This window comes from Nostoc sp., assembly GCF_036917155.1.
GTDB lineage: Bacteria > Cyanobacteriota > Cyanobacteriia > Cyanobacteriales > Nostocaceae > Nostoc.
Genome location: NZ_JBALDZ010000131.1, coordinates 68577 through 94169, shown reverse-complemented (window position 1 = coordinate 94169; position 25593 = coordinate 68577). Strand labels below are relative to the sequence as shown.

Below are 25593 nucleotides of genomic sequence, written 5' to 3'. Positions count from 1 at the left end.
AAAAAAAGTTAATGAAAGCTAGACATCTTGATACAGAAAGGGTGAGGTTAGAAGCTCTCCGCCAGTATCAAATTCTTGACACTGAACCTGAAGAAGCCTACGACAATCTTGCTCAGTTAGCGGCATTTATTTGCGGTACTCCTATATCCTTAGTAAATTTCATTGATGAAAACCGTCAATGGTTTAAGGCAAAAGTAGGTTTAGATGTATCAGAAATGCCCCGGAGTGTTGGGTTATCTTATCTTTGTCAAGAGCAGCGTAATGTTGTGGTGGTTCCTGATACCCTAGCTGATGAAAAGTTGGCAAGTAATCCAGTAGTAACTGGCTATCCATATATACGGTTTTATGCAGGTGTACCCTTAATTACTCCAATGGGAGATATGCTAGGAACCCTATGTGTGATTGACCAAGTTCCACGCCAAATAAGCCAAAAACAAATAGAGGCGCTTGTAGCTCTGAGTCGTCTGGTAATCGACCAACTAGAACTCAGGCGTCATGTAGCTGAGGTATCTCAAATTACCGAGAAACTAATGGCGCACGAGCAAGCTGCCAGAACCCGCATTACTAATTTGCTTGAAAGTATCACTGATGGTTTTTTTGCCTTGGATAAAAAGTGGCGATTCACCTACATTAATGGTCAAGCAGAACGGCTGTTGCAAAAAACCCAGAATGAACTTTTGGGTAAAAACATCTGGGAGATGTTTCCAGAAATTATTGGCACAACATTCTATTGTGAGTATCAAAGGGCAATTTTAGAGCAGGTGAGTGTCGAATTTGAGGAGTTCTATCTACCACAGCAATGCTGGCTTCAAGTTCACGCTTATCCTGCAAAAGAGGGCTTGTCTATTTATTTTCAAGACATTACTGAACGGCGGCGAACAGCGGAAGCACTACGGGAAAGTGAAGAACGTTGGCAATTAGCATTACATGGTAATAATGATGGTATTTGGGATTGGAATTTCAAGACTAATGAAGTGTTCTTCTCAACTCAATGGAAGGAAATGCTCGGCTATAAAGACCACGAAGTTTCCAACCGTTGGGATGAATGGACAAAACGAATCCATCCCGATGAGCGAGATTCGGTACTTCAAGCCTTCCAAGACCACTTTGCCAAGAAAACACCGTTTTATGTCTGTGAATATCGAGTCCAGTGCCAAGACGGCAGCTATAAATGGATTCTAGATCGAGGACAGGCACTTTGGGACGCATTGGGTGATGTGGTGCGGATGGTGGGTTCTTATACTGATATCACAGATCGCAAGCGGGCAGATGAAGAATTAAAACGGCAAAATATGCGATCACAATTATTCGCCGAAATCACCCTGAAAATTCGAGAATCTTTACAAATAGATGAAATTCTTAAAACCTCGGTGACGGAGGTACAAAAATTACTACAAGCTGACCGTGTGTTAATTTTTCGACTGGAGACTGACGATTCAGGAACAGTGGTACAAGAAGCGGTGCTGCCTGGTTGGCCGGTAATTCTGGGAGAAAATATTTTTGATCCCTGCTTTAAAGAACAATATCTAGAAAGATATCGTCAGGGAAGAGTCAGTGCGATTGAAGACATTGAAGCCGCTCATATCCAACCATGCCATCGAAAATTTCTTCAGCAGTTTGCTGTCAGAGCGAATCTGGTAGTGCCGATTCTTGTCAGAGATGGCATTTGGGGCTTGTTGCTAGCTCATCAGTGTGCCGCACCTCGACAGTGGAATAACTTTGAGACGGAGTTGTTACAGCAACTAGGAAACCAAATTGGGATTGCTTTATCTCAAGCGCAACTATTAGAAAAAGAAACCCAGCAAACTCAGGAACTTGCTCGCTCCAACGCTGAATTAGAACAGTTTGCCTACGTTGCTTCCCATGACTTGCAAGAGCCGTTGCGGATGGTAACTAGTTATTTACAACTACTAGAACGGAGATACAAAAATCAACTGGATGCCAATGCCGACCAGTTTATCACCTACGCAGTAGATGGGGCGCAGCGGATGCAGACCTTGATCAACGATTTGTTGAACTATTCTCGCGTCAGCACTCGTGGACAACCCTTTATGCTGGTTGATTGTAATGTAATCTTAGAGCAGGCGATCGCTAATCTCCAACTGGCGATCGCAGATAGTAGAGCAGTTGTCACTTATGATACCCTACCTCAAGTGACGGCTGATGCTACTCAATTGACACAAGTGCTTCAAAACCTCATCGCCAACGCAATCAAATTTTGCCGTCATCAACAGCCACGAATTCATATTGGATTGGGGAATGGGGACTGGGAAGTAGGGGAAGCATGGGAAGAAAATACTGTCTCATCTCCCCCATCTCCCTCATCTCCCTCATCTCCCTCATCTCCCTCATCTCCCTCATCTCCCCCATCTCTCCACTCCCCAATCCCCACTCAAAACGAATATTTATTCTGGGTGCGTGATAATGGAATAGGTTTGGAATCCCAGTATGCTGAACGTATTTTTATAATTTTTCAGCGTTTGCACGGTAGAGACAAGTATCCAGGTACTGGAATTGGTCTGGCAATTTGTAAGAAAATTATAGAACGCCACAGCGGCCGAATCTGGGTTGAATCGAAACCGGGTCAAGGCTCGACTTTCTACTTCACAATTCCAGATAGAGCAGGTAAGCAATGGTAAGCACCATAATAGCGATTATGCCTATAGAGGTTTTGTTAGTAGAGGATAATCCTGGCGATGTCCAACTTACACGCATCGCCCTAGAAGATAGCAAAATCTCGATTCACTTGAACGTGGTCGAAGATGGTGTCGAGGCAATGGCTTTCTTGCGAAAACAAGAAAAATATGCTAAGGTAATCCATCCAGACATTATACTGCTCGATTTAAACCTGCCGAGAAAAGATGGACGGGAAGTATTAGCAGAAATTAAAGGAGATGAAAACCTCAAACGAATTCCTGTAGTAGTTTTGACGACCTCTCAAGCTGAAGAAGACATCCTCAAAGCCTATAACCTTTCTGCCAACTGTTATATAACTAAGCCCGTAGATTTCGATCAATTCGTTAAAATTGTCCAATCAATAGAAAATTTTTGGTTTGCGATCGTAAAACTGCCACCGGAGTAGTGGAAATGGCAGGTGAAAATATAAAAGTTTTGTTAGTAGAAGACAACCCTGGTGATGTCTTATTGTTAAAAGAGTTATTCAAGGAAGTTACTACAGTTGTAGTTGAGTTGATGCCCGTTGAGCGGCTTGATGAAGCAGTCAACTACCTAACCAACGAAATTTTTGATGTAATTTTGTTAGACCTCTCGCTGCCAGATAGCCAGGGATTGCAAACCTTTGTCATCGCTCACAATCAAGCAAAGGCAACTCCAATCATTGTACTGACGGGTATAAATGATGAAACCCTGGCAATTAGGGCAATGCAACAAGGAGCGCAGGATTATTTAGTGAAGGGGCAAGTAACTGGCGACTTGCTGGTGCGGTCTATGCGTTATGCTATCGAACGTCAACAGGCAGATAACGCACTGCGGCAGAGTGAAGAGCGATTTCGGGTGGCTCTCAAAAACTCTCCAATCTTTGTCTACAACCAAGATAGAGATTTACGGTACACCTGGGTTTACAATCCCCCATCTGGATTGACGGTTGAGAAAATATTGGGCAAACAAGACTTAGATATTATCCCAGTAGAAGATGCTCAACATCTCATCACCATTAAACTTGGAGTGTTGGTTACAGGCATAGGAACGCGAGAGGAAGTATCAATTACCATTCAAGATACAACTCGATATTACGATTTAACTGTCGAGCCATTGCGGAATGAAACCCAAGAAATTGTTGGGGTGACATGCGCCAGTATAGATATTAGCGAACGACAGGCTGCGCTACGCGAACGCAAATTAGCAGAAGAAAAAATCCGCGAACAAGCAGCATTACTAGATGTCACCACAGATGCCATTTGTGTGCGAGATTTAAACAATCAAATTATCTTCTGGAACAAAGGCGCAGAAACACTTTATGGCTGGCAAGCTACAGAAGCTTGGGGCAAAAATGCTAGTGAGCTTTTGTATGACGAACCTTCACCAGAAATTGAAGCTGCTCTATTGCAAGTTATTAGTCAAGGTAAATGGCAGGGTGAATTAACAAAACTTACCAAAACTGACAAAGAAATCCTCGTTGCTAGTCGCTGGACTTTAGTATGCGATGAACAAGGAAAACCCAAATCAATTCTCACCGTTGACACAGATATTACCGAGAAAAAACACTTAGAAGCCCAATTATTTCGTGCCCAACGCCTGGAAAGTATTGGTACTTTAGCTAGCGGCATTGCTCACGACCTCAACAATATCCTGACACCGATTTTGGCAGGAGCGCAACTGCTACCGCTGAAATTTCCCGATGCAGATGAGCGAACTCGCCATCTACTAGAAATTTTGGAAATAAACGCTAGACGCGGCGCTGATTTAGTCAAGCAAGTGCTATCCTTTGCGCGGGGTGTGGAAGGAAAGCGGATCACTTTGCAGCTTAGGCATATAATTGTGGAACTTGGCAAGATTCTGAAAGAGACATTCCCAAAATCCATAGAAATCAGTACTGATGTACCACAAAATTTGTGGATGGTTTCTGGAGATAGCACCCAACTGCATCAAGTGCTGATGAACCTCTGCGTTAACGCCCGCGATGCTATGACTGATGGTGGTACTTTGAGTATCTCTGCCGAGAATCTGTTGATTGATGAAAATTATGCCCGCATGAACTTGGAAGCCAAGGTGGGATTTTACACAGTTATTTCTGTTTCCGATACAGGAATTGGTATTCCTGGAGAAATATTAGATCGAATTTTTGAGCCATTCTTCACCACAAAAGATGTGGGAAAAGGCACAGGGTTGGGACTTTCCACTGTACTTGGAATCATTAAAAGTCACGGCGGTTTTGTGAACGTGTATAGCGAACCGGGAACTGGCACTAGCTTTCAGGTTTATTTACCAGCCGTGGAGGGAATGGAAACACTCAGCCCGGAAGATTTGCCACCACAGATAGGACACGAAGAATTGATTTTGGTTGTGGATGATGAAATTGCCATTCAAGAGATTACCAGAACATCACTAGAAGCTCACAACTACAAAATCTTAATTGCCAGTGATGGTATTGAAGCGATCGCACTATACGCTCAAAATAGAGACAAAATTAGTGCCGTCCTCATGGATATTATGCTGCCCTCGCTAGATGGTTTAACTGCCATCCGTACCCTGCGAAAAATCAACCCTCAAGTCAAAATTATCGCCAGCAGTGGACTTATGTCTGACAATAAGCTCAGTGTATTAGCTGCCATTGGCATCAATACATTTTTGTCGAAACCCTATACAATCAACGAATTATTGCTTTCTTTACAGAAAGTACTATCATGAGTAAATTAATTAAGTGAATATACAGCCATTATAGGTATAATATCCTGCTTAAAAAGGTGGTTGCTAATTGCCTAGATTTGATATGATTGAGCATCGGTTAACACACTTCTATTACTGATACTCACAACTTGACTAAATCAATATGCCTCTATTCTTCAGGTTAATCATAAACATAGTACTCCTGGCTGCATTCCTACTCATATCCTACGAAGTTTCGGCACAAGATTGGCGTCCGGTTCGCGGTGGCATCCCTTTCGGGATCAGTGGTATGGCTTTGATAGAGCAGCAAAGCAATTCACTAGATTTTTTGATTGTCCATGACAACAAAAAACCAAATCAAGGACGTATGGCAATTATTAGTATCAAGGGTAAAAATCAACCTGAATATTTTCCATTGAACTGGCCAAGTAACACACAATTACCAATTGACTTAGAATCTTTAACATCGGTTCCCAAAAAAGCAAATTCTGATTTTATCGCTTTAAGTAGTTCTGGGAAAGCTTATTATCTAAAATTAGACATATCAACCAAAAATATCTCTGTACTCAAAGAATTTGAGTTACCAGCAATTACCCCAAAAAGTAACTTTGAAGCATTTGGCTTGCAATATATAGATGGTAAATTAGTGGCTATTTGGGGTAATCGTGGAGAGGGAGAAGAAACAGGAACTATTTATTTTGGGGAATTTGACTCAAATACTTATGAAATTAGCTTCTCCGGTTATGGTAACTTGAAAGTGCCATTTCCCAAGGGGAATGTACGACATATTTCTGATTTAAAAGTAGATCCAGTAGGAATTGTTTACATCACCTCAGCAAGTGATGCAGGGGATGATGGCCCATTTCAGTCAGCTGTATATGTTGCTGGTTACTTGGGCTTATGCGATCGCAAAATTACATGGCGAGCAAATCCTCAACTTGTTCCTTTCTACCGCTCTGATTACCACAAAATTGAAGGTATAGAACTTGTTCCCGGTGCAGAAGGCGGTGTGGTTGTTGGTACAGATGATGAGAATTTGGGTTCTTATGTATACATTGTGGGTGGAAGTAACTGAACAGAGATCGGCAGAAGAAAGGAAGGACGATCGCCTGATAAAGGTTTAAAGCTACAGACCAGGAATAAGATTTAAGAGTAGCAGCTGGTAAGTAAGATTTAAACTGATACCAATTATTTGGAAATAATGATGAACCCCAAGACTTATAAAAAACTAGTTGTCAAACAGTTGAGCCGAGATTTTAGAAGCGCTGTTGATATTGTTGAAGCTGATTTTCCTATACCTGCTCCCAATGAGATTGTCGTGCGTAATTTGTTTGCTGGAGTGAATGCTTCCGATGTCAATATTGCTGCTGGGGTATATTTTACAAATACACCACCATTCGATGTAGGAGTTGAAGCTGCATCTGTTGTCGTTGATCTTGGTAAGAATGTACGGCATCTGAACATAGGCGATCATGTTATTACTTTTCAAATAGGAGGTGGATACCGAGAGTATTTTGCAATTGATGCTACTCAAGTTATTCCAATTAAAGAAGCGACAAGAGAAATACTGACTGTTGTGGTTAGCGGTATAACTGCTGCAATTGGTTTAGAAGTTGTTGGAGAAATCAAAAGCAGTGATGTGGTATGCGCTTCCCTCTTGGAGAGCGCCTTTCATTCTATTTGACCTAATTACTGATTGCAACTATATTTTGGGTAAAGCTTGTTTATTTGTGATCGCCAACTGCATATATAGAACACTTTGTCAATATTCTTACGGCGATGCCTACGGCGGGCAAAGCCTACGCAACTTAATGTAGGTTGACCATTATCTGATTGATAACGGCCACCCATTAATTACCCCTACACATTAAATCGGAACAACATTACATCCCCTTCCTGCACAACATACTCTTTACCTTCACTGCGAACCAACCCTTTCTCCTTCGCAGCATTCATCGAACCAGTTGTTACCAAATCTTTATAAGCAACAGTTTCGGCGCGAATAAATCCCCGCTCAAAATCACTGTGGATTACACCAGCAGCTTGAGGTGCAGACATTCCAGCATTAATTGTCCAAGCGCGGGTTTCTTTGGGACCGCAGGTGAAATATGTCCGTAAGCCTAAAAGGAAGTAAGTTGCCCGAATCAACGATTTCAAACCACCTTCTTCCACACCTAAAGATTCGAGGAAATCAGCTTTATCTGACTCTGGTAATTCCACTAATTCTGCTTCAACTTGGGCAGAAACGATCACAACTTGAGCATTTTCTGTTGCTGCAATTTGCCGCACTTTTTCTACAAAATCATTACCCGTTGCCAACTCATCCTCAGAGACATTGGCGGCGTAGATAATCGGTTTATAAGTGAGCAGCTCCAGTCCTTTAATAATTACTGCTTCTTCTTCATTCAAGCTCACCTGACGCACCGATTTACCTTCATTTAAAGCCGCAGCTAATTTTTCTAAAACTGTGATTTCAAACTGTGCATCTTTGCTGGTACGAGCTTGTTTGCGAGTGCGGTCAATTCGTCGTTCAATTTGTGATAAATCTGATAAACCCAGTTCTATATTAATGATTTCAATATCTCGTGCTGGGTCAACAGAACCAGCAACGTGGATAATATCGTCATTCTCAAAACAACGTACCACATGGATGATCGCATCAACTTCCCGGATGTGGGACAGGAATTGATTCCCTAGTCCCTCACCCTGACTTGCACCTTTAACTAAACCGGCAATATCTACAAATTCAACCCGCGCCGGGATAGTTTGTGCCGAACTGGCAATCTTAGCAAGAACATTTAACCGTTCATCCGGTACTGCGACAACGCCGACATTCGGTTCAATCGTGCAAAAAGGGAAGTTAGCGGCTTCTGCTTTGGCATTAGCAACTACAGCATTAAATAAAGTAGATTTTCCGACGTTGGGAAGTCCGACAATTCCGGCTCTTAGCATTTTGGATTTTAGATTTTAGATTTTGGATTACATTACCAAGTTAATCTAAACAGGTTCCGGTATAGTTTGGGGAATTGGTGCCGGAACTGTTTGAGGAATGGGAGTAGGTACTGTTTCTGGTACAGGCCCCGGTAAGGGTTGGGGTATCGCTGGCCCTGGTACAGGTTCGGGACTAGGTAGCGGATTTGGGCCAGGAGTAGGAATTTGTGGTTCAGGTATAGAAATCGCAGTAAAATTAATCATCGTAAGTCTAAATTAAATTATTCAACCTCCCCACACTAGATGACAACCTCATCTGTTGACATCTCCCCAAATAGCTATACCCACGAACACTCCCCTTATATTCTCAGCCTCCCTCTGCGCTTCCCTCCGCGCCCCTCTGCGTTTAAACTCCAATCTCAATTCACCACCATTTGCACAAAACTACTCCTCCTCCACCTTTTCTACCACCTCCGGCACTGGATCGTAACCACCTGGATGAAACGGATGACAGCGCAAAATCCGCCGAGTTGCCATCCAGCTACCACGTAACACTCCAAATCGTTCAATAGCTTCAATAGCATACATCGAACAAGTTGGTTGAAAGCGACAAGTTGGGAGAAACAACGGCGAGATAAACATTCGGTAGCCTCTAATCAGCCAAATAAATAATAATTTCATTGCAGCTACCCAAATCTTATAAATTAGTAACAGGGGTAAAACTTTTCATTTGTCGCATCTTTGTTAATTACATTTTCTGACTTCACCTCAATTCCGGTTTTCTGGCTGCAAATTGCGTTGGCTGCAATTTGGGTGTTACTCATCCTCCTGATTGCATGGGCAGTAAACCGCTTCGCCGACGAGCCAGAAATCGTGCGGAAGATAGTTCATATTGGCACTGGTAATGTGATTTTAATCGCTTGGTGGCTAGATATTCCCGCCAGTGTAGGGATTACAGCTTCTATTTTAGCGAGTGCAATCACCTTATTATCCTACCGATTGCCCATTCTTCCTGGTATTAATAGCGTGGGACGACAAAGTTTAGGGACGTTTTTTTACTCTGTCAGTTTCGGTATTTTAGTTGCCTGGTTCTGGTACTTACAACAACCCCAGTACGCAGCACTCGGAATTTTGGTAATGACTTGGGGAGATGGACTAGCAGCTTTGATTGGGCAACGCTTTGGTAAACATAAGTATAAAGTTTTTGGTACACAAAAAAGTTGGGAAGGCTCCCTAACTATGATGCTCGTTAGCTATCTCGTCAGTAGTTTGATTCTAGTTGGAACTCAAGGAAATAGTTGGCAAACTTGGACGATATCGCTGATGGTGGCATTTATCGCTACTGCTTTAGAAGCTGTTTCATTTTTGGGTATTGACAATTTAACAGTTCCTTTAGGTAGTGCAGCCCTTGCTTTCTTTTTAAGTCAGTTAGTTTTGAGTTAGTAATTGCCCTGAGTGCTATTCCTAATTGAGCAAATAAGAGATAGCGCCAACAATTCATCCTTAGTACAGCTTTGCATAAGTTCGTAACTTTTTTAAACGCAGAGTCACACAGAGGTAAACACATAGGCGCAACTCTTGGAGACGCTACGCGTAGCAAGATCCCCGTAGGGGTACGCCTTCCCGCAGGGTAGGTACGCAGAGTTTTGCCAAAGTTAATTCGCTATGAATTAATGAAATATTAGACATCTCCAGAAATTAAATATGCGTTATCCAGAATCCTTGTAGAGACGTAGCAGTGCTACGTCTCTACATTCATTTTCACCAGATGTCTATTGTACTTAGTTAAGAAGTATAGCACTTCTAAGTTGAGTCCAATACGGGTAAGCAATTTCGTCTTTATGTGCAGTGATAGCAATCGCTTGGTCTGGATTTTTCCCTGGAATTTTCGCAATCATATTATCGGCGCGATGCCTACGGCGGCAAGCTACGCACCAGACTTCTACACCCAGCGCCCCAAATCGTTGCATCAACAACTGGTTAATTTCGGCTTCTGCACCACTAGGGGAATGGTGCATAACCAATTCTTCAATAATTTGAAATAAGCGATCGTAATCCCACATCAATACAGTTAGTTCATTTTTTTACTGTTATATGAGACCATTGTGCATCAACAACCCGACCTGCTGATACAAATTCTGACCTTTTTTGTTGACGCTTCAGCACCCCTATAGCACCAAAAACACCAAGAGCTAAAATCCCCAAGTTGAGCGAAGGTTCAGGGACAGACTTAGCATCAATCGCCGCCAGTGCAACATCTGCTATCACCTTCTGAGCAGCAGTTGTTGGATGGAAATCGTCCCAGAAAAGAAACTTGTTGTTACTTGGGTCACAAATATCTGGGCTATCTTTGCAAGAGTCGGTTACATTTGTAAAACCGAATGTGCTTGCTTGATTAAATAAAGAATTAATATCAACATAAGTAATGTTGAGATTCGGGTTTTGACTCAAAGTGCTTACAGTTTGTGCTAGGCCTAAGTTAAACTCACTAGCTGAATTACTAAGGGTTGCAGGGTTGGGAACATCAGTTTTAGCCCCTGGTACTTTTCCTAAATCTGGCAAGTTGAATACCAAAATATTTTTCGCGCCGATTCCTACCAGAGTATTCAACGCCTGGGATACATTACTGACTGGCGTAGTCGAGTCTTCATGGTTAAGAAAAAGCAAATCATTCGCGCCTGCCCATAATGTATAAAGTGCATTTGGATCGGCTGTTTGATGATTCGCTTGCAGAATTCCAGCAAAATCAGAGACTTGTTTGAGGACTCCCGGTAAACCTTGATTGGGAAAGACAGCGTTATCTAAACCAGAGCTAGCACCACCGAAAGCGAAGTTTATCCCTTGGGTAGGAATTGGTGTGGGAGGAATAGTAGTGAAATTTATATCAGTCAATAAAGTGGGCTTTAATCCTAATTGATCTCCAAGATAATCCACCCAGATTGGCCCATTGGAAAAACGTCCTTCAAAGTAAGGCGGGCTTGGAGGATATGGTTTACCTATAGCATTGGTAGCATTGTATATATTGCCTGTATCAGAAAGACTATCGCCAAATACAAAAAGCTGATCGAAACTCGCAGCCGAGGCTTTGGTCGGCAACATGAAAGAAAATAGAACAAATCCGACTGCGACAGCTTGTTTTTTCATATTTGTTTTATCCGTGGTATTTTTTAGTCTGCTGAAAAGTGATGAAAGGGCGATAGTCTGACAAATTGTCCTTTGAGTTACTTCAACGGGTCGCGCCCAGGATTCCTCAACTTCTCTACGAAACGCTATGCGTAGCTTGCTTCCACGAAGGGTTACAGCACAGCAAGAAGGTGAGTAATAGGCGCTCCAGGACTGGGTACTGGGGATTGGGAAAGATTATTTTTCCCAATTTGGTTGGGGTTTGAATCCCCATCAAAATTGTCCCAGTCCCTAATCCTCAATCCCCAATTCAAAACTAAGTACCTTTATTGAGCTATCTGCGTTATTATACTTAACTATGCCTCAAAAATTCATCAAATACAGATAAAAACGCTGAAAATACTTAGATTTACATTTTCTTCATCAAAAATCGCGATTGTACAAAGAAATAGCAAAATTTACTACCTAAAAGGTTGTAATTGCTCACTTTTATGTTTAGGCTAAACTAACTGTTTTTTAACTTCTCTTTAACTTCACAGCCTCAGCAGCCGATACACCCTCACCCTGAGTGCCGAAGTACCACAAAGCCATAGCAGCCTCAGCACGGGTTACTGATTTTTTGGGTTGAAACAGAGTAGTATAACCAAACACCCGCCGAATATTCGATTGCTCGCTATTTTGGTAATCAGCCAACACTGCTCTTAAAGCCTTGGGGTCAATTCGCGCCGCATCTTGGAAACCCCAGGTTTGTTTGACAGCATCTAAGTTAGCAGAGGGTAAAGCTTGGCGGGTATCTATAGGTAATTTCCACAGTAGCAACTGTTCCCGCGTTAGGGGTGCATCAGGACGAAACAAGACTACCGTAGAGTCTCCAGACAAAGGACTGGGAATTAACCCAGCTTCGGCTAATCCCTGAATAGCAGGAAAATCAGGGTCTTTTGCTGATACATCACTAAAAGCTGGTTGAGTACTTTCTGATGCCAAGCGAATTTGTTTAGCTGGATTGCTGGCATACATAGCATTATTAGCAGCAATTAGCCAACGGGCGTATTCCCGATGTGTAATGATTTTACTGGGTTCAAACTGGTTAGTTGTAGTAGTAGAGTTGCTCTTAGTTATCTTTGGCTCTAAAGATAAAACACCTAATGCAGCTAAGTCTTGGATATGTTGCCGCCATTCTTGCGGTATCTTATTCAGATCGTTGAATACCTGAGATTCAGGTGTGGCTGTTGGGATTGTTTGGTTATTAGCCGTATTAGGTGGCTGTGCTGCTAAGTTTGCAGGTGGTATTGGGCCAATGAACTGGGGATTTCCTGGTTGAGAAACGGCGTTAGGATTTGTAGTTGGGGCAGGTTGTGCCGTTGCAGTACTATTTGGAACGTAATCAATCAGTAATTCAGTAGCTGTTTGGGGTTGATTCGGTGTGGCGTTAGTAACTGATTTAGGCTGAATGGAAACCTTCAATAGCAAATCGTTACGGCGTGCCTCAAAAGCCCCTCCCGCATCATCTGTTGGCTGTTGTAAAATCTGCCAGTTATTTGCTTGAAACTGGCTGCGATAAAAGCTAGCAATAAAGTTGCTGGGGTCAGAACTCAACCAACGAGTTGAAACTTTATTCTCTGAACCGCTAGCAGGTTTAACTTCCTCTAGTTTGGCATTGGAATATAGGGGGATATCTTTAGGAAAATCAGCTGGTAACTGAACTGTTGATTGGTTTTGCTGTGCTTGCGGTTGGTTAACCTGAGATTCTCCAAAGATAACTGGATTGCTTTGCAGCTTCGGATCTGCCGCCAAAGATTGCTCTAGGTTTTTGGCGACTGGACTGTTAGCACAGGCTGTTAAGGAAGTGAGTAGAACAGCCCAAATTAAAAATACAGCTGGACGTTTGCAGGGAAGCACAGGAAATCACAAATTGAGTTTCAATTTCTACCCTAGCGCAGACTGTTCGTGAAGTGGGAATAGGGAATAGGGCATTGGGCAAAACAGTTCCTCTTTTCCGTTAGCGGATAGCTAAGGTTTAGCCCGTTCCGAATGGGGAATCTCACTTCTTTACTCAGTACTTCTGAATGCCACTACCACATATCATAAAATCAGGACTTCGGCTACTGTTTGCGTAAGTCCTATCTTTAGAGATCACCAAAAGACACTACCGACTCGCGGCGTCTTCTTCGTAAATGTCTATGTTGGTGGAGATGATATCTCCAAAAATGAGTAAACGGTAGCAAAAGCTACCGTATTGTCTTCGTTTTACAGCCATTAGGTTTTTATAATTCCCATGCTTATTTATAGAGTTCCCTAAAATTCTGGAAAACTAACATTTTGGGAAAAATAAATAAATAAACCTGAAATGCTTGCTAGATAAGAGTTTTATAATTTGGGAGTTCGTAGTAAGTTTAGTTCTCAGATCAAGGCTAGAGCCAACGACTACGAACTGATCAATACTAGATTGTGAATCAATCGGTCGCGCCCTTTCCAATTTTTTAGATAGTTCTCTAAATATTCCACTGGCAGAGTGGATAACTGATTGAGAACTTGTCAAAGAACAGTTTAGCTACCAAAAGCTTTAATCTGCTTCCAGATGCACTAGTTGTAATGCGATCGCCAAGCGACTGAAGTGATAGACTAGGACTAAACCCGCATTTCTCACAAGTTTGAAATGCAGAGGGGCAGAGGGGCGGAGGGGATTGAACTTGGCACATTGAACTTTCCCCTGCTCCCCTGCTCCCCTGCACAAGCACAGGCTTTGAGCATTGGTGAGAAATCCCGGTAAAGCCCCCCTAGCCTCACCCAAGGAGGGGAATAGATCGAGTTCGCTAACGCTGGCTTACAATCAATTTTGGAAATTATTCATCTAACGATGGTAAGCTGAGTAAGGCAATATCTGGAAAATGCCAGTGTTAAGCAATTCCAGGAACTTAGCGTAAGTTCATTATTCTTGGCGACTGGGGTAATAGGTAAAGCACCTAAGTGTCGCAGTATTTTTCCTAGTATCTCTAAATTGATTTTCTAGGGAAAATGCTACTTGTGCTACAGTCAAGAGTTTCTTGACAGCCTCGAAAGCAGTAAGTGCTTCCTCTAAAAGTGCGTAGTTTACCACCGTAGGCATCGCCTCTATGTTATCCAAGGCTTTCCGTCAGGCAAACCATCCCCTGTTCTTCTGGCATAGGGTAGTGATTCTTAAAGGATAAAGCTGGACACAGGATACGTTTCGCAAGTTATAGAGGCAGTATGTGTTTAGCTATGGCTGTTTACCCAATCATTAGTAGGATTGGGTAAACGCAAAAAAGACACTTCATCAAATGCACTGGCGGTTGAGAAAACACTCTACAAATTTGGTCTGAACAGTTAACAGCTTCCTGATAAATTAGATACAATTAGCATCTGCGTTGGCTTGGGTGATTGCTTATTCAAAGCGAGTACTCAAATTGACAGGCTGTCTCACTAACCGATTTGACATAAGTAATAACGTTTTCACCTGCTAACTCTGGCGAAAATTTTTAATTAAGGGCAAATTAAGGCTTATATTCAAGGGGCAAGGGTGTTTCTTGAAGATGAAGTTAGCCAAAAGGGGCAAAAGGCTGAAAAAGATGTATCTGATGTCAAAAATGCAGATCGGATAGGAGTATGAAAATCTAAAATAGATATTAAGAAGAAAAACAACGACCATCGACAACCGTCAGTCAATTTTACTTTCTGTAAAGCGTCACCGGGTTGTTACCAGTGCTGAAACACGATTACATGCAAGTTTCCCAGGATCAGCCTATTCATTCTGAGGCTCCACTCCAGCTGCTGCTGTTTGTCGATGGACGCCCCAAGTCCCGCCAACAGGTACAGCGAATACGTGCTTACTTAAAAGAATTGCAGGCTGAGTATAGTTTTGAACTTCAAACTATTGATGTTGGACAACAACCTTACTTAGCAGAACACTTTAAATTAGTAGCAACGCCAGCTTTAATCAAAATCCATCCCGAACCACGACAGGTTCTAGCCGGGAGTAATATTATAGCGCAATTAAAAAACTGGTGGCCTCGCTGGCAAGCCGCTGTAGACGCTTACTTAAAATTACAGGAAGACCTACAAGAACGGATAGACGACAATGCTAGGATGACATCACCCAAATCCACTATTCGTTCAGTTGCTATTTCTGCTGAACTAATCCGACTCTCAGACGAAATTTTTCGCTTGAAACAGGAAAAAGATAACCTCCAAGAGCAGTTACAGTTTAAAGATCGGGTGATGGCGATGCTGGCGCACGATCTCCGCAATCCGCTAACTGCTGCCGCGATCGCCATAGAAACTCTTCAATCTAACTACAATTTAGATACAGGTCAATTTCAACGCCTCAAACCATCCTTAACAGCGCATCTATTAAAACAAGCCCGTCATCAAACTAAAGTAATTGACCGGATGATTACCGACCTTTTACAGGTAGGTCGTGGTAAAGATACAGAGTTTCCTATATTACCACAAAAAGTACAGCTAGGTAAACTGTGTTTAGAGGTACTAGAAGAATTGTGCGATCGCTATACCGCCAAATCCCAAGAAGTAGAAACGGATATTCCCAATGACTTACCTTATGTATATGCTGACCCAGAACGCATCCGGCAAGTGCTAGTAAATCTGTTGGATAATGCCATCAAATACACCCCAGAAGGTGGCAAGATTAGCATTGCTGGACTACACCGCACTACCCAAAAAGTTCAGTTTAGTATTGGTGATACTGGGCCTGGTATTCCTGTAGAGAATCGCGATCGCATCTTTGAAAACCACTTCCGCCTGCAACGGGATGAAGGTACAGAAGGTTACGGCATTGGTCTTTGTCTATGTCAACGTATCGTCCTATCACATTATGGTCAAATTTGGGTGGATTCTGCCCCCAATAACGGAGCATGGTTTCACTTCACACTACCAGTTTATCCTTCTTAGTCATTGGGCATGGGGCATTGGGCATGGGAGATGGGGCATGGGGCCATGGGAGATGGGGAGATGGGGAGATGGGGAGATGGGGAGATGGGGAGATGGGGAGATGGGGAGATGGGGAGATGGGGAGATGGGGAGATGGGGAGATGGGGAGAGAATTTCAACCCACCCCACCCAATGCCCAATGCCCAATGAAAACTAAGAACTTGAGACAAAGCGATCGCGCCCCCCGGCCTTTGCCTGGTAGAGTGCTTTATCTGCCAGCACAATCAAATCCGAAGGTGAAGATTCCCAAGTGGGGATAACTGTCGCCACGCCCATACTTAGGGTGACATGCTCACTCACCAGAGATCCGTCATGAACAATTTGCAAATCTTTGATTCCCGCTTGTATCGTTGCAGCAACGTGAAGTGCGCCAGATGCAGGAGTGTATGGCATAATCACAGCAAATTCTTCGCCACCATAACGCGCTACTAAATCCTGATGTTTTTGTGCCTTAAGGCTTAAGACAGCACCCACCTTTTGTAAACAGACATCCCCGGCCGGATGGCCATATCTATCGTTATAAAACTTAAAAAAGTCAATATCACACAAGATCATCGACAGGGGAGATCCCTCTTGTGCGAGATTAATCCACTGAGTATTGAGATAATCGTCAAAGCGGCGACGATTAGACAACTCAGTTAAGCCATCTACATTGGCCAGGTGATGCAAAGCTTCGTTTGCCGCCTCTAATTGTTTGTATACTTGCGCTTGTTGTAACAGTCGGCGTAATCGCTGGCGCAATACAGGCCAGTGAATTGGCTTAGTAACATAATCAGTTGCGCCGGCGTCAAAAGCACGGTTTACGGAATCCTCATCATCCAAACATGTGATCATCAAAATGGGAGTGCGTTCCCATATCTTGGAGATAACCGTATTGTTAAGGGTCGAGTCACTATCAAAGTTTGCAAGGGCTGATATTAAATTATTCCTGGCAATCTGGAGCAAGTGCTTACAGCAGGTAAAGCCATCCATCACAGGCATGACAGCATCTAGCAAAACTATATCCGGTTTGATGGTCTCGTAAGCATCTAAACATTGCTTGCCATCATTGACCTCGATCACTCGATAACCTTCTTGTTCCATCGCTTTACGCAACAATACGCGGATGGTCTTGTCATCATCAGCCACTAGAATCAGTGGCGGTTGCTTAGTAGAAAGAGGAAATGGGCTTATGCCTGACATGAGTTGCCTTCCACTTGCGGGACTATCCTGAAAAAGGCTGTACAACTCGATCGCATGGGAGCGATCGCTATTTTCATCAATGCCAGGATTTGCGGCAGAGGTGTGTCTAGCTTCACAATCAACTGTTTTTTGACAATGGACTGCTCAATGTTCTTGAGCCAAGCAAGCGGTAGATAACTAAGTTGCATAGACAATCTATAATTGGAACATGAAGGCAATTATTACCTTTTTGTTCGGCTGTGGTTATGGGGGGAAATGTTACTTTTATATTTCCCAATTGTTAAAGTTAAATTGCAACTTTTTTGAGAATTGCAAATCGCCACCTTACGTATTTAGTTTTGGAGTTACTTTAGAAACCTAGTAAGACAGAACAAAGCAATTGCCAAAGTGCCCTCAAAAGATAGCTAATACTAAATTCTCAGAGCGGCTGACTTAAATTTATTCAGTCTATTCGGTAAGGTTTTCTGGGGTTTAGTATAATTACATAAGGTTGAGATTAAGCCTGTACAAGACTTGATTATCCATTAACTCTGGGTTAATAAATTAAGTAAAAATTCTTATTTAGTTGTATTCAGAATATTGAGTTATAAAAAAATAGATTTTTTCTTAGGAAATGTATATAAATATACTAAAATTAAATTTATTTAATATATTAAACAACTACATCTTAGAATTACTTCACAGACTGCACATGAAAATCGCCATCTTATTAACTAAACAAACAACCAAAAATTCTTCCAAAAAACTCCAAAACTATTTACATTCACTAAATCCTTAAAATGCCAGACTCATTAATGTATCAGCAGGATAATTTTGTTGTCCTAGAAACCAATCAACCAGAACAATTTCTGACACTATCAGAGTTATTAAAAAAGCTTGAAACAACTCTCCAAAAACTCATAATTCAAGATTTGTCGCCTGACTTACAAAAGTTTGATACTGTGGAAGCTCAAGCACAATATTTGCTCGACACCACCTGCGAATTAGATATTGGCCCTGGACAATATTTACAGTGGTATGCAGTTCGTTTAGAAAAGTAACTTTTTGGTCAGTGATTAAGAGAATCCCAAAAAATAAATTTTCCAATAGTTAGTAAGGTGGAATACAACTTACTTAAGTAAAATTCAGTGCCCAGATCCCCGACTTCTTCAAGATGTCGGGGATCTGAATTGGGGATAAAGGTATGGAGTTGAGGTAACAAGAATTTTCGTTATTGACCAATATAGTTCAGATAAGGGACTTCCAAGAAATAAATTATCCAAATAAACGTAGACGCAAAGCGATGAAGCAGCGCGGTCTTCTCACGTTGGGAGAGGCTAGTGCCTTTCCTTCTCTACGAGAGGCTGCGCCAACGGAACGCTCCGCGAACGCGGAGCGTCTCGTAGAGAAGGGGGTTTCCCCCATGAGCGGCTGCTGTTAGCGACGTTAGGAGCGTCACTCGGAGGGCTTGCCGCAGGCTACCACAGAGACACAGAGGAATAAGGAGGAGAGAGTTTTTTCGCCAGTTTTTTGAGTATTTTTTTATTTGGAAGTCCCTAAGCCCAAAAACCTGATGTAGAAACGCAATTTATCGGATCTTCAAAGACCAATTATCTACACCAATAACCCTTAAGTGACGTATTGCGTTATTGACTACTGACTAGGGACTCTTTTTGAGTATTAATCAGCGCTAGCTCAATTGTATTTTCAGATGGCTGTATTATTTGAATCTCCAATCCAGGACCAAAATAGTTGGTCATTTTTTCCTGCTTTTTTTGCCACACATCAAATGGTATTAGCGGTGAATCAAATTCTAAAATTAGGGCATAGCTCCCATTAACTTCTGTTTCTCGCAACCCTGTGACTGTTGGTCGTTCCTCGTCTGTAGGACTTAAACCCAGAAAAGAAAGTGTTGTATCTAGATGAGCATCTTGACCATAGCAATATCGGGTGATGTCTTTGCGAATTTTATTTTGAGTTTCAGTTGCTTGCTGCTGGCGTAATATCAATTCTGATGGTGATGTCGTTTGGCTAAAAGGTACTGGCTTAAGTTCATTAGCTTTCAGCGCCAGCCCTCCCAACAATAGAGGAATCCCGTAAAAAAATCCAACAAGATTGAGCGTGGCATTATTATCAGCATAGGCGATGAAGCCAATGATGGTTAATATACCGCCGATAGTTAAACCGAGTGTTCCCAAAGAGATTTGGCGTAGCATGAGCTTAAATTAGTATAAAGTCAGAATACCTTAGTTTTATTATCATCGGCTATGAGCAACAAATTAGGGAAGAACATCGTTCCCATCTGGTAGTTAAAAGGACAAACAGAATTTGCCTTAGCTCTAAGTTGAGATGTGTGGTAGGGTTACGGGAGACACAGGGAGTTTCTAATGGAGAAAAGTTATTCTAGTGGACTACAAAGGGCGTACAGTGGCCAAAATATTGGATTTTAAGTTAACTTTAAACTTAAAGGTAGTTAAAGATAGGAAAAAATAATGGATTTACAGACTATAAAAGAACGAATTGTCGCAGTTCAAGGTAAACGCGAGTACCTGTTAAGCCTACTGGAGCAACCAAACCTGGGAACTTTGAGAGTTGACGTAAATCAAGCTTTAGAAGAACTAGATGAATTAATTGATGAATTTAGACGCACCATTCCTGTAGAGTAGAAAATATCATAAATTGCGTCGGTTTAACCTTCAACTTCAGCCTATACCGACGCTTTTCAGTAATATCATGTCCTCAAATCCCCAGAATTAAACTAAACCTGAGTTGGCGAAGCAACATAGCTTAATCGTTTATCCTGCTACTGAACCATCTCCTGCACGCTGACCTAACTGCCTAACTAACGCAATAAGTTCACTTGTAGGTACATCTTTCTTACAAACGTCATCAAAGCTAGACATTTCTTTTGTTCCCTGGAAATTTACGTCTTCCACTGAGGAGTAAGCAAGGATTTGGGTGTTGGGAGATATAGCTTTAATGTGACTAGACGCACTCCAGCCATCCATGACAGGCATTTGTAAATCTAGAACAATTACGTCAGGATGGCAACGTTTAACCATTTCTATAGCTTCTTCACCATTACTGGCTAAACCCACTACTTGAATATTTTCCTGGCAAGAAAAAACCAATTGTAAGGTTAAACGAGTCAGCTCGTGGTCATCAACTACTAGAACACGCAAGGTAGAAAGCTCACAGGATAACATTAACATTGAGGGGAAAGACAAATTTATTCAGAGTAACCCCTCCAGTTTATGGGAACAAGTAGCAGCACTAACTCTATCCTATGGTTGAATAACTTGTGTGAACCCATGATAAATAACCTAGACAACCGCTCAAAAAATTCAAGTTTTTCAAAATTAACTAAGTTGAGCTAGTTGTCAAGGTATAAGTAACTTATTTTTTAACGCTTCGCGGAAGTCTGCAACCTTAGAGGATGTTTGAAAAGTTTTGGGCGAATATAATTCGCTACTACACTGGCATTGTCCGCCTCTGCGGACTAACACAAAATCAATGTCTTCAACCCACGGAGGTGGGTTTCGTCTGTGTAGCCGCGAATTATATTCGCCAGGGCTGGTATTAAATTAGACTTTTCAAACATCCTCTTAGCGAAGCAGGTTGGATTGCTTCACTCAATCAGATTTGAGGCTACACCAGTTGAACGTAATGCCATGTTCATAATAATTTTTTGTGAGTTAGCTTCTGGAGAATCATCATAAGGACGACGTTGAATATAACTGCCATCGGCTTGTAATTCCCAAGCTTGGCGATTATCTGCGAGCATAATCCCCATAATTTCTTGCAAGTCTTTGGCAATATCTGGGTCTTTGACTGGGGTAATTACTTCGACTCGGCGATCTAGGTTGCGGCGCATCCAGTCGGCACTGCCGATATAGATTTCCTCTTGGGTATTGTTATGAAAATAATAAATCCGAGAGTGTTCTAAAAAGCGACCGACAATGCTGATGATGCGAATGTTTTCACTAATGTCTTTGATTCCTGGGCGCAAACAACAAACACCCCTGATAATTAAGTCAATTTGCACTCCGGCGCGGGAAGCTTCATATAAGGTGGCGATAATTTCTGGATCGACCAGGGAATTCATTTTGGCAACAATACGTCCAGAAAACCCATTTTGAACATTTTCAATTTCGCGGTGAATTAGTGCCAAAAAGCGCTCGCGCATATTCACAGGTGCAACCAGCAACTCTCGATAAGATTTTTGCAGGGAGTAGCCTGTTAAGAAGTTAAATAGATCTGTGATGTCAGCACCCAATTCTTCACGACAACTGAATAATCCTAAATCTGTATACAGTCGTGCAGTTTTGGGGTTATAGTTACCTGTGCCAATATGTACGTAGCGACGTATCCGGTCTTTTTCACGCCGTACCACCATGACGGTTTTACTATGGGTTTTCAGCCCTACTAAACCATAGACAACATGAACTCCAACTCTTTCTAGTCGTTTTGCCCAGTAAATATTATTTTCCTCATCAAATCGCGCCTTTAATTCCACCAGTACGGATACCTGCTTGTCATTTTCAGCAGCAGCAATTAAAGCGTTGACGATGGGCGAGTCACCAGAAGTCCGGTAAAGGGTCATCTTGATGGCTAACACATTCGGGTCGTAAGCTGCATGAGTAATAAAGCGCACAACTGTTTCCGAAAAGGATTGATAGGGATGGTGTACTAGTAAATCCTTTTCCCGAATTACAGCAAAAAAGTCTTTTCCTTCGTCCGTGTCTACGACATCTGGATCTAAATTCGCTTCCTTCAGCCTTTGCAGGCGTAATGGGACAACAGATTGGCGTGGTGGATCTTTGAGTTCTGGTAATGGCAAGGCCATGAAATACATCAAATCCCGCAGTCCCAAAAGACCGTCTACTTCGTAGAGATCGCTTTCTGTTAATTCCAAATCTTGCAATAATCGCGATCGCACTATTTCAGGAGTCTGGGATTGAATTTCTAGCCGGACTGGACTACCACCTAGTCGCCGTTTTCGTAGTTCCTGTTCGATCGCTAACAGCAAATCATCTGCTTCATCTTCTTCTAAGACCAAATCAGCGTCACGGGTAATTCGGAATGGATGATATTCTTGAATGTTCATCCCTGGAAATAGAGATTCCAAGTTATGAGCGATCACCTGTTCTAAAGGTACTCCAGTCCAGTGGGTAGGTTTGTCGCTGTTCTGATCTCCCAATTCTGGCGGTATCGGTAAAAATCGTGGTAGAACGCTGGGGACTTTCACTCTGGCAAATAATTCTTCTTCGGTGTCTGGGTTTTTGACCACAACAGCCAGATTCAGACTGAGATTAGAAATAAAAGGAAAGGGATGACTAGGATCAACAGCCAAAGGAGTCAAAACGGGAAAGACTTGTTCTTCAAAATAGCTGTTGAGATGAGTCCGCTGTTTTTGATTTAAATCGATGTAATCCAGTATATGGATGCCGTGATTTGCTAATAAGGGTCGAAGTACTTGCTCAAAATGTTGGTGCTGTTTCTTGACGTGGGGAGTGAGGGTAGACCTAATATCGTCTAACTGTTGTTGTGGTGTCCGACCATCGGGGGTTAACAGACTAACTTTCGCCTCTACTTGTTGCTTTAAACCAGCAACCCGCACCATGAAAAACTCATCCAAATTAGAGTTAAATATTCCCAAAAACTTGAGGCGTTCCAAAAGAGGCGTGCGATCGTCACAGGCTTCATGTAACACCCTGCCATTAAATTCTAGCCAGCTTAACTCTCGGTTAAGATAATATTGTGGATCGCTGAGATTGATGGGGGTAGCGCTTTTCTTAGATTTTGCCATAATGACTTAAAGGCAGCAGATGTAGCCCATTGAGCTGGGGGACAATAAATATAGTAAGTTAAATGGTGCTTGAGCATAACGTTGAGGCAATTTTTTGCTGTACTGATTCTCTACCTCGCTACTGGTAAAGGACAGATATTTGACGTACCTATTTGAGATTTGAGATGATTTCGGTTCATGCCCCGCCCGAAGTCAAGACGATTTAAACTCAGGTCTTCAAATTCTAAAACATCCGTGGCATCTGCTAGTTGGTAGCTTCTTCATAGGTGAGCGCTGACTCTAGCTAATAATTCATCAACGCTGAAGGGTTTAACGAGGTAATCATCAGCACCAGCATCTAAGCCTGCAATGCGATCGCTCACTTGATCTTTGACGGTTAATAAAATTATTGGCACTTTATCAACAATATTTCGCAAGCGGCAATAAATTTCCAACCCCGATAAACCTGGCAACATCCAGTCTAAAATTACTAAATCCAGATGTAACTCACGCGCTGCGGTGAGTGCAGTTAACCCATCGTAGGCAATACTGACTTGATAGCCTTCATAATTCAATTCTAATTCGACAATTCGTGCCAGTTTGACTTCATCTTCAACCAGTAAGATGTGCGTCATGATGATGTTAATGATTTCAGCAGGGTACGGTAAGCAACAATCCGGTCTGGAAACACTTTAGCGAGGTGTCAGCTACTTAATAGCCAAACATCTAATTTAGGTGTACGTTAGCTTAGTATAAACCTGAGTAAGTAACAACCGTAAGTCTGCAATTTGCGATCGCTGCTCGATCAGATAACGATCCAACTGGCTATTAGCAATAGGCTGTGACATCTTCACCACATTCATCGGCAAGATAACAGAGCGCTTTAAAACGCAAACCAACCACTTCTTCGTATAGAGGATTTAATTTACACATCGGTGGAATATGCAATAGCTTCCGACCAAACAGCGTGATATCTCGCTCAAAGGGGTACTGAGCAGGAATAGCCTTGCACAGAAAATGAGCTACTTTGGAGTGATGAATTTCTATCGTTTTCAACCACTCGCGGACTGGGTGCAGTAAATCATTGTGTAACTGAACGTCATAATTTTTCACCTTGATAATTTCAAACTAGATTGAGTTTGTTGTATTTGTAATTATATAAATATATACACTTAGATTATGTAATTTTATGCACTGATTACTCGTTATTTGGTTATCTAAAGAAATAGAATGAGTTTCTCGGCATACTTTTAACTACACATGTATCTGCTACAGTTCCCGATAATTTGTCAAGGCGAATATATCTTTTATGCCAAACTGTATTTTCGTAGTGTTACACCGTAGGCTAACGCACCGACTATCTTAACTAACCCTACTGGCGTGGCAAAGCGCAACCCAACATCCTGATATGTGTTGGGTTGCGCTCCGCTCCACCCAACCTACGTCTAATGAACTATTTTAAGCTTGCCACGCCACTACAAAAGCCCAGTATTACAAACAATTCAGAACCGTTATAGTTAACTTGTGTTGTTAAACAAATCCCTGGAGGCGCAGCTAAACTTATCCTAAAAAAGTATCAAGCTTTAGGGAAGTTGCGAAAACTAATGACTAATGACTTTTTCAGTAATAAAAAGCTACTTTTTGACCGATGGGCACCAAGTTACGACTGGCTCTTTCCTTCAATATTTTATCGAGCCGTTCACAAACGCTTGCTGGAATACGTGGAATTACCAGAGCCAGCAAATGTACTTGATATCGGTTGTGGTACTGGCCGCTTACTTGAGCGCCTTGCTACTCAGTTTCCCGACTTGCAAGCCACCGGATTAGATTTATCTGCTAATATGTTACGGGTAGCAAGACAGAGTAACCGCCACCGTCCACGTTTAATTTATATCGAGGGGAAAGCTGAGTATCTTCCCTTTGCTGATAGTCAGTTTGATGCTGTTTTTAGCACTATCAGCTTCTTGCACTATTTGGAAGCAAAACAGGTGGTTAGTGAGATAGCACGGGTACTTTCTCCTGGTGGACACTTTTATTTGGTTGACATTACTTCTAAAAAAGAGACAGAAGCTCAATTATTGCCAGTCTCTCCACGCGGAATTAGACTCTACAGCCCTAATCAACGTCAACTCCTTGGCTCCTCTGCTGGGCTATTGTGTTTGAATCACCATTATTTACTAGGGCCTGTCTTACTAACGATTTTTAGTAAACCTCCAATTTGAAAATGGGGAATGGGGAATCAGGGAGAGTAAAGGGTCGGAAACATCTTGTACTAAGCC

23 protein-coding genes and 2 pseudogenes are annotated in these 25593 nt (G+C 42.1%); 11 read left to right on the top strand and 14 right to left on the bottom strand.

All coding sequences use genetic code 11. The annotated features are described in order from the left end of the window. Positions 1-11: 11 nt before the first annotated feature. From V7K67_RS18465 to V7K67_RS18445, 5 genes are all read left to right on the top strand, one after another. Positions 12-2639: a GAF domain-containing protein gene (locus V7K67_RS18465; protein WP_335167849.1), complete on the top strand. Its 2628-nt coding sequence runs from the start codon at positions 12-14 to the stop codon at positions 2637-2639. Next, positions 2633-3082: a response regulator gene (locus V7K67_RS18460; RefSeq protein ID WP_335167848.1), complete on the top strand. Its 450-nt coding sequence runs from the start codon at positions 2633-2635 to the stop codon at positions 3080-3082. Before V7K67_RS18465 ends, V7K67_RS18460 begins: the two co-directional genes overlap by 7 nt. A 5-nt stretch (positions 3083-3087) precedes the next feature. Continuing rightward, positions 3088-5367, top strand: coding sequence for a hybrid sensor histidine kinase/response regulator (locus V7K67_RS18455; protein WP_334732239.1), 2280 nt, complete (start codon positions 3088-3090; stop codon positions 5365-5367). Positions 5368-5509: 142 nt separating this feature from the next. Then, positions 5510-6421: a hypothetical protein gene (locus V7K67_RS18450; RefSeq protein ID WP_334732227.1), complete on the top strand. Its 912-nt coding sequence runs from the start codon at positions 5510-5512 to the stop codon at positions 6419-6421. 126 nt (positions 6422-6547) lie between these two features. After that, complete coding sequence (locus V7K67_RS18445) at positions 6548-7030, top strand: alcohol dehydrogenase catalytic domain-containing protein (RefSeq protein WP_334732228.1); 483 nt, start codon at positions 6548-6550, stop codon at positions 7028-7030. A gap of 176 nt (positions 7031-7206) precedes the next feature. Here the strand turns inward: V7K67_RS18445 and ychF are convergent, their stop codons facing one another. From ychF to yidD, 3 genes are all read right to left on the bottom strand, one after another. Beyond that, positions 7207-8298: a redox-regulated ATPase YchF gene (gene ychF, locus V7K67_RS18440; protein WP_334709845.1), complete on the bottom strand. Its 1092-nt coding sequence runs from the start codon at positions 8296-8298 to the stop codon at positions 7207-7209. Positions 8299-8343: 45 nt separating this feature from the next. Further along, positions 8344-8541: a hypothetical protein gene (locus tag V7K67_RS18435; protein WP_334709846.1), complete on the bottom strand. Its 198-nt coding sequence runs from the start codon at positions 8539-8541 to the stop codon at positions 8344-8346. Positions 8542-8721: 180 nt separating this feature from the next. Further along, complete coding sequence (gene yidD, locus V7K67_RS18430) at positions 8722-8958, bottom strand: membrane protein insertion efficiency factor YidD (protein ID WP_334709847.1); 237 nt, start codon at positions 8956-8958, stop codon at positions 8722-8724. A 60-nt stretch (positions 8959-9018) separates the two neighbouring features. Here yidD and V7K67_RS18425 point away from each other — a divergent pair, with 60 nt between their 5' ends. Next, positions 9019-9720 carry a diacylglycerol/polyprenol kinase family protein gene (locus tag V7K67_RS18425; RefSeq protein ID WP_334732229.1) on the top strand — a complete coding sequence of 234 codons (702 nt, stop codon included), beginning with the start codon at positions 9019-9021 and terminating at the stop codon, positions 9718-9720. A 386-nt stretch (positions 9721-10106) separates the two neighbouring features. On the opposite strand, the pseudogene V7K67_RS18420 reads toward V7K67_RS18425, so the two are convergent. From V7K67_RS18420 to V7K67_RS18405, 4 genes and pseudogenes are all read right to left on the bottom strand, one after another. Next, positions 10107-10340 (bottom strand): annotated as a pseudogene (locus V7K67_RS18420) (M42 family peptidase); the annotation flags it as partial. 13 nt (positions 10341-10353) lie between these two features. Next, positions 10354-11421, bottom strand: coding sequence for an SGNH/GDSL hydrolase family protein (locus tag V7K67_RS18415; RefSeq protein ID WP_334709849.1), 1068 nt, complete (start codon positions 11419-11421; stop codon positions 10354-10356). A 495-nt stretch (positions 11422-11916) separates the two neighbouring features. Next, the gene (locus V7K67_RS18410) at positions 11917-13299 is read right to left on the bottom strand and encodes an S-layer homology domain-containing protein (RefSeq protein ID WP_335167845.1); all 1383 of its coding nucleotides are present in this window, start codon (positions 13297-13299) and stop codon (positions 11917-11919) included. Between the two features lie 1030 nt (positions 13300-14329). Beyond that, positions 14330-14524 (bottom strand): hypothetical protein, encoded by a 195-nt coding sequence (locus V7K67_RS18405; protein WP_334707011.1) that lies wholly within the window; start codon positions 14522-14524, stop codon positions 14330-14332. Between the two features lie 596 nt (positions 14525-15120). Between V7K67_RS18405 and V7K67_RS18400 the strand changes: the two genes are divergently transcribed. Then, positions 15121-16326 carry a histidine kinase gene (locus V7K67_RS18400; RefSeq protein WP_334732232.1) on the top strand — a complete coding sequence of 402 codons (1206 nt, stop codon included), beginning with the start codon at positions 15121-15123 and terminating at the stop codon, positions 16324-16326. A 30-nt stretch (positions 16327-16356) separates the two neighbouring features. Beyond that, entirely contained in the window at positions 16357-16515 is a 159-nt protein-coding gene (locus tag V7K67_RS18395; RefSeq protein ID WP_335167842.1) for a hypothetical protein, read from the top strand. Between the two features lie 3 nt (positions 16516-16518). On the opposite strand, the gene V7K67_RS18390 is transcribed toward V7K67_RS18395, so the two are convergent. Together V7K67_RS18390 and V7K67_RS18385 are read right to left on the bottom strand one after the other, a co-directional pair. Then, positions 16519-17547 (bottom strand): PleD family two-component system response regulator, encoded by a 1029-nt coding sequence (locus V7K67_RS18390; protein WP_334732233.1) that lies wholly within the window; start codon positions 17545-17547, stop codon positions 16519-16521. Next, positions 17535-17735, bottom strand: a complete 201-nt coding sequence (locus V7K67_RS18385) for a hypothetical protein (RefSeq protein ID WP_334707014.1) — start codon at positions 17733-17735, stop codon at positions 17535-17537. Before V7K67_RS18385 ends, V7K67_RS18390 begins: the two co-directional genes overlap by 13 nt. Positions 17736-18326: 591 nt before the next feature. On the opposite strand from V7K67_RS18385, the gene V7K67_RS18380 reads away from it, so the two are divergent. Next, positions 18327-18587, top strand: a complete 261-nt coding sequence (locus V7K67_RS18380) for a chlororespiratory reduction protein 7 (RefSeq protein WP_179066583.1) — start codon at positions 18327-18329, stop codon at positions 18585-18587. Positions 18588-19172: 585 nt separating this feature from the next. Here the strand turns inward: V7K67_RS18380 and V7K67_RS18375 are convergent. After that, positions 19173-19742, bottom strand: coding sequence for a DUF2854 domain-containing protein (locus V7K67_RS18375; protein ID WP_334707016.1), 570 nt, complete (start codon positions 19740-19742; stop codon positions 19173-19175). A gap of 276 nt (positions 19743-20018) precedes the next feature. On the opposite strand from V7K67_RS18375, the gene V7K67_RS18370 reads away from it, so the two are divergent. Beyond that, entirely contained in the window at positions 20019-20192 is a 174-nt protein-coding gene (locus V7K67_RS18370; protein WP_334707017.1) for a hypothetical protein, read from the top strand. 129 nt (positions 20193-20321) lie between these two features. Here the strand turns inward: V7K67_RS18370 and V7K67_RS18365 are convergent, their stop codons facing one another. From V7K67_RS18365 to V7K67_RS18350, 4 genes and pseudogenes are all read right to left on the bottom strand, one after another. After that, positions 20322-20738: a response regulator gene (locus V7K67_RS18365; protein WP_334707018.1), complete on the bottom strand. Its 417-nt coding sequence runs from the start codon at positions 20736-20738 to the stop codon at positions 20322-20324. A 416-nt stretch (positions 20739-21154) separates the two neighbouring features. Beyond that, the gene (gene ppk1 / locus V7K67_RS18360; RefSeq protein ID WP_334707019.1) at positions 21155-23335 is read right to left on the bottom strand and encodes a polyphosphate kinase 1; all 2181 of its coding nucleotides are present in this window, start codon (positions 23333-23335) and stop codon (positions 21155-21157) included. A gap of 197 nt (positions 23336-23532) precedes the next feature. Beyond that, a pseudogene (locus tag V7K67_RS18355) lies at positions 23533-23949 on the bottom strand (response regulator transcription factor); the annotation flags it as partial. Positions 23950-24142: 193 nt separating this feature from the next. Continuing rightward, a complete protein-coding gene (locus V7K67_RS18350; RefSeq protein ID WP_335167839.1) occupies positions 24143-24427 on the bottom strand; it encodes a Mo-dependent nitrogenase C-terminal domain-containing protein in 285 nt (94 codons plus the stop codon). A 491-nt stretch (positions 24428-24918) separates the two neighbouring features. Between V7K67_RS18350 and V7K67_RS18345 the strand changes: the two genes are divergently transcribed. Next, positions 24919-25536, top strand: coding sequence for a class I SAM-dependent methyltransferase (locus tag V7K67_RS18345; protein ID WP_335167837.1), 618 nt, complete (start codon positions 24919-24921; stop codon positions 25534-25536). Positions 25537-25593 lie beyond the last annotated feature (57 nt).

What these genes read in the sequence shown, in the direction of transcription:
- V7K67_RS18465 (WP_335167849.1), top strand. Translation starts at nt 12, where the DNA reads ATGAAAGCTAGACATCTTGATACAGAAAGGGTGAGGTTAGAAGCTCTC.
- V7K67_RS18460 (WP_335167848.1), top strand. Translation starts at nt 2,633, where the DNA reads ATGGTAAGCACCATAATAGCGATTATGCCTATAGAGGTTTTGTTAGTA.
- V7K67_RS18455 (WP_334732239.1), top strand. Translation starts at nt 3,088, where the DNA reads ATGGCAGGTGAAAATATAAAAGTTTTGTTAGTAGAAGACAACCCTGGT.
- V7K67_RS18450 (WP_334732227.1), top strand. Translation starts at nt 5,510, where the DNA reads ATGCCTCTATTCTTCAGGTTAATCATAAACATAGTACTCCTGGCTGCA.
- V7K67_RS18445 (WP_334732228.1), top strand. Translation starts at nt 6,548, where the DNA reads ATGATGAACCCCAAGACTTATAAAAAACTAGTTGTCAAACAGTTGAGC.
- ychF (WP_334709845.1), bottom strand. Translation starts at nt 8,298, where the DNA reads ATGCTAAGAGCCGGAATTGTCGGACTTCCCAACGTCGGAAAATCTACT.
- V7K67_RS18435 (WP_334709846.1), bottom strand. Translation starts at nt 8,541, where the DNA reads ATGATTAATTTTACTGCGATTTCTATACCTGAACCACAAATTCCTACT.
- yidD (WP_334709847.1), bottom strand. Translation starts at nt 8,958, where the DNA reads ATGAAATTATTATTTATTTGGCTGATTAGAGGCTACCGAATGTTTATC.
- V7K67_RS18415 (WP_334709849.1), bottom strand. Translation starts at nt 11,421, where the DNA reads ATGAAAAAACAAGCTGTCGCAGTCGGATTTGTTCTATTTTCTTTCATG.
- V7K67_RS18395 (WP_335167842.1), top strand. Translation starts at nt 16,357, where the DNA reads ATGGGGCATGGGGCCATGGGAGATGGGGAGATGGGGAGATGGGGAGAT.
- V7K67_RS18390 (WP_334732233.1), bottom strand. Translation starts at nt 17,547, where the DNA reads ATGTCAGGCATAAGCCCATTTCCTCTTTCTACTAAGCAACCGCCACTG.
- V7K67_RS18385 (WP_334707014.1), bottom strand. Translation starts at nt 17,735, where the DNA reads ATGCAACTTAGTTATCTACCGCTTGCTTGGCTCAAGAACATTGAGCAG.
- V7K67_RS18380 (WP_179066583.1), top strand. Translation starts at nt 18,327, where the DNA reads ATGCCAGACTCATTAATGTATCAGCAGGATAATTTTGTTGTCCTAGAA.
- V7K67_RS18375 (WP_334707016.1), bottom strand. Translation starts at nt 19,742, where the DNA reads ATGCTACGCCAAATCTCTTTGGGAACACTCGGTTTAACTATCGGCGGT.
- V7K67_RS18370 (WP_334707017.1), top strand. Translation starts at nt 20,019, where the DNA reads ATGGATTTACAGACTATAAAAGAACGAATTGTCGCAGTTCAAGGTAAA.
- V7K67_RS18365 (WP_334707018.1), bottom strand. Translation starts at nt 20,738, where the DNA reads ATGTTAATGTTATCCTGTGAGCTTTCTACCTTGCGTGTTCTAGTAGTT.
- ppk1 (WP_334707019.1), bottom strand. Translation starts at nt 23,335, where the DNA reads ATGGCAAAATCTAAGAAAAGCGCTACCCCCATCAATCTCAGCGATCCA.
- V7K67_RS18345 (WP_335167837.1), top strand. Translation starts at nt 24,919, where the DNA reads ATGACTAATGACTTTTTCAGTAATAAAAAGCTACTTTTTGACCGATGG.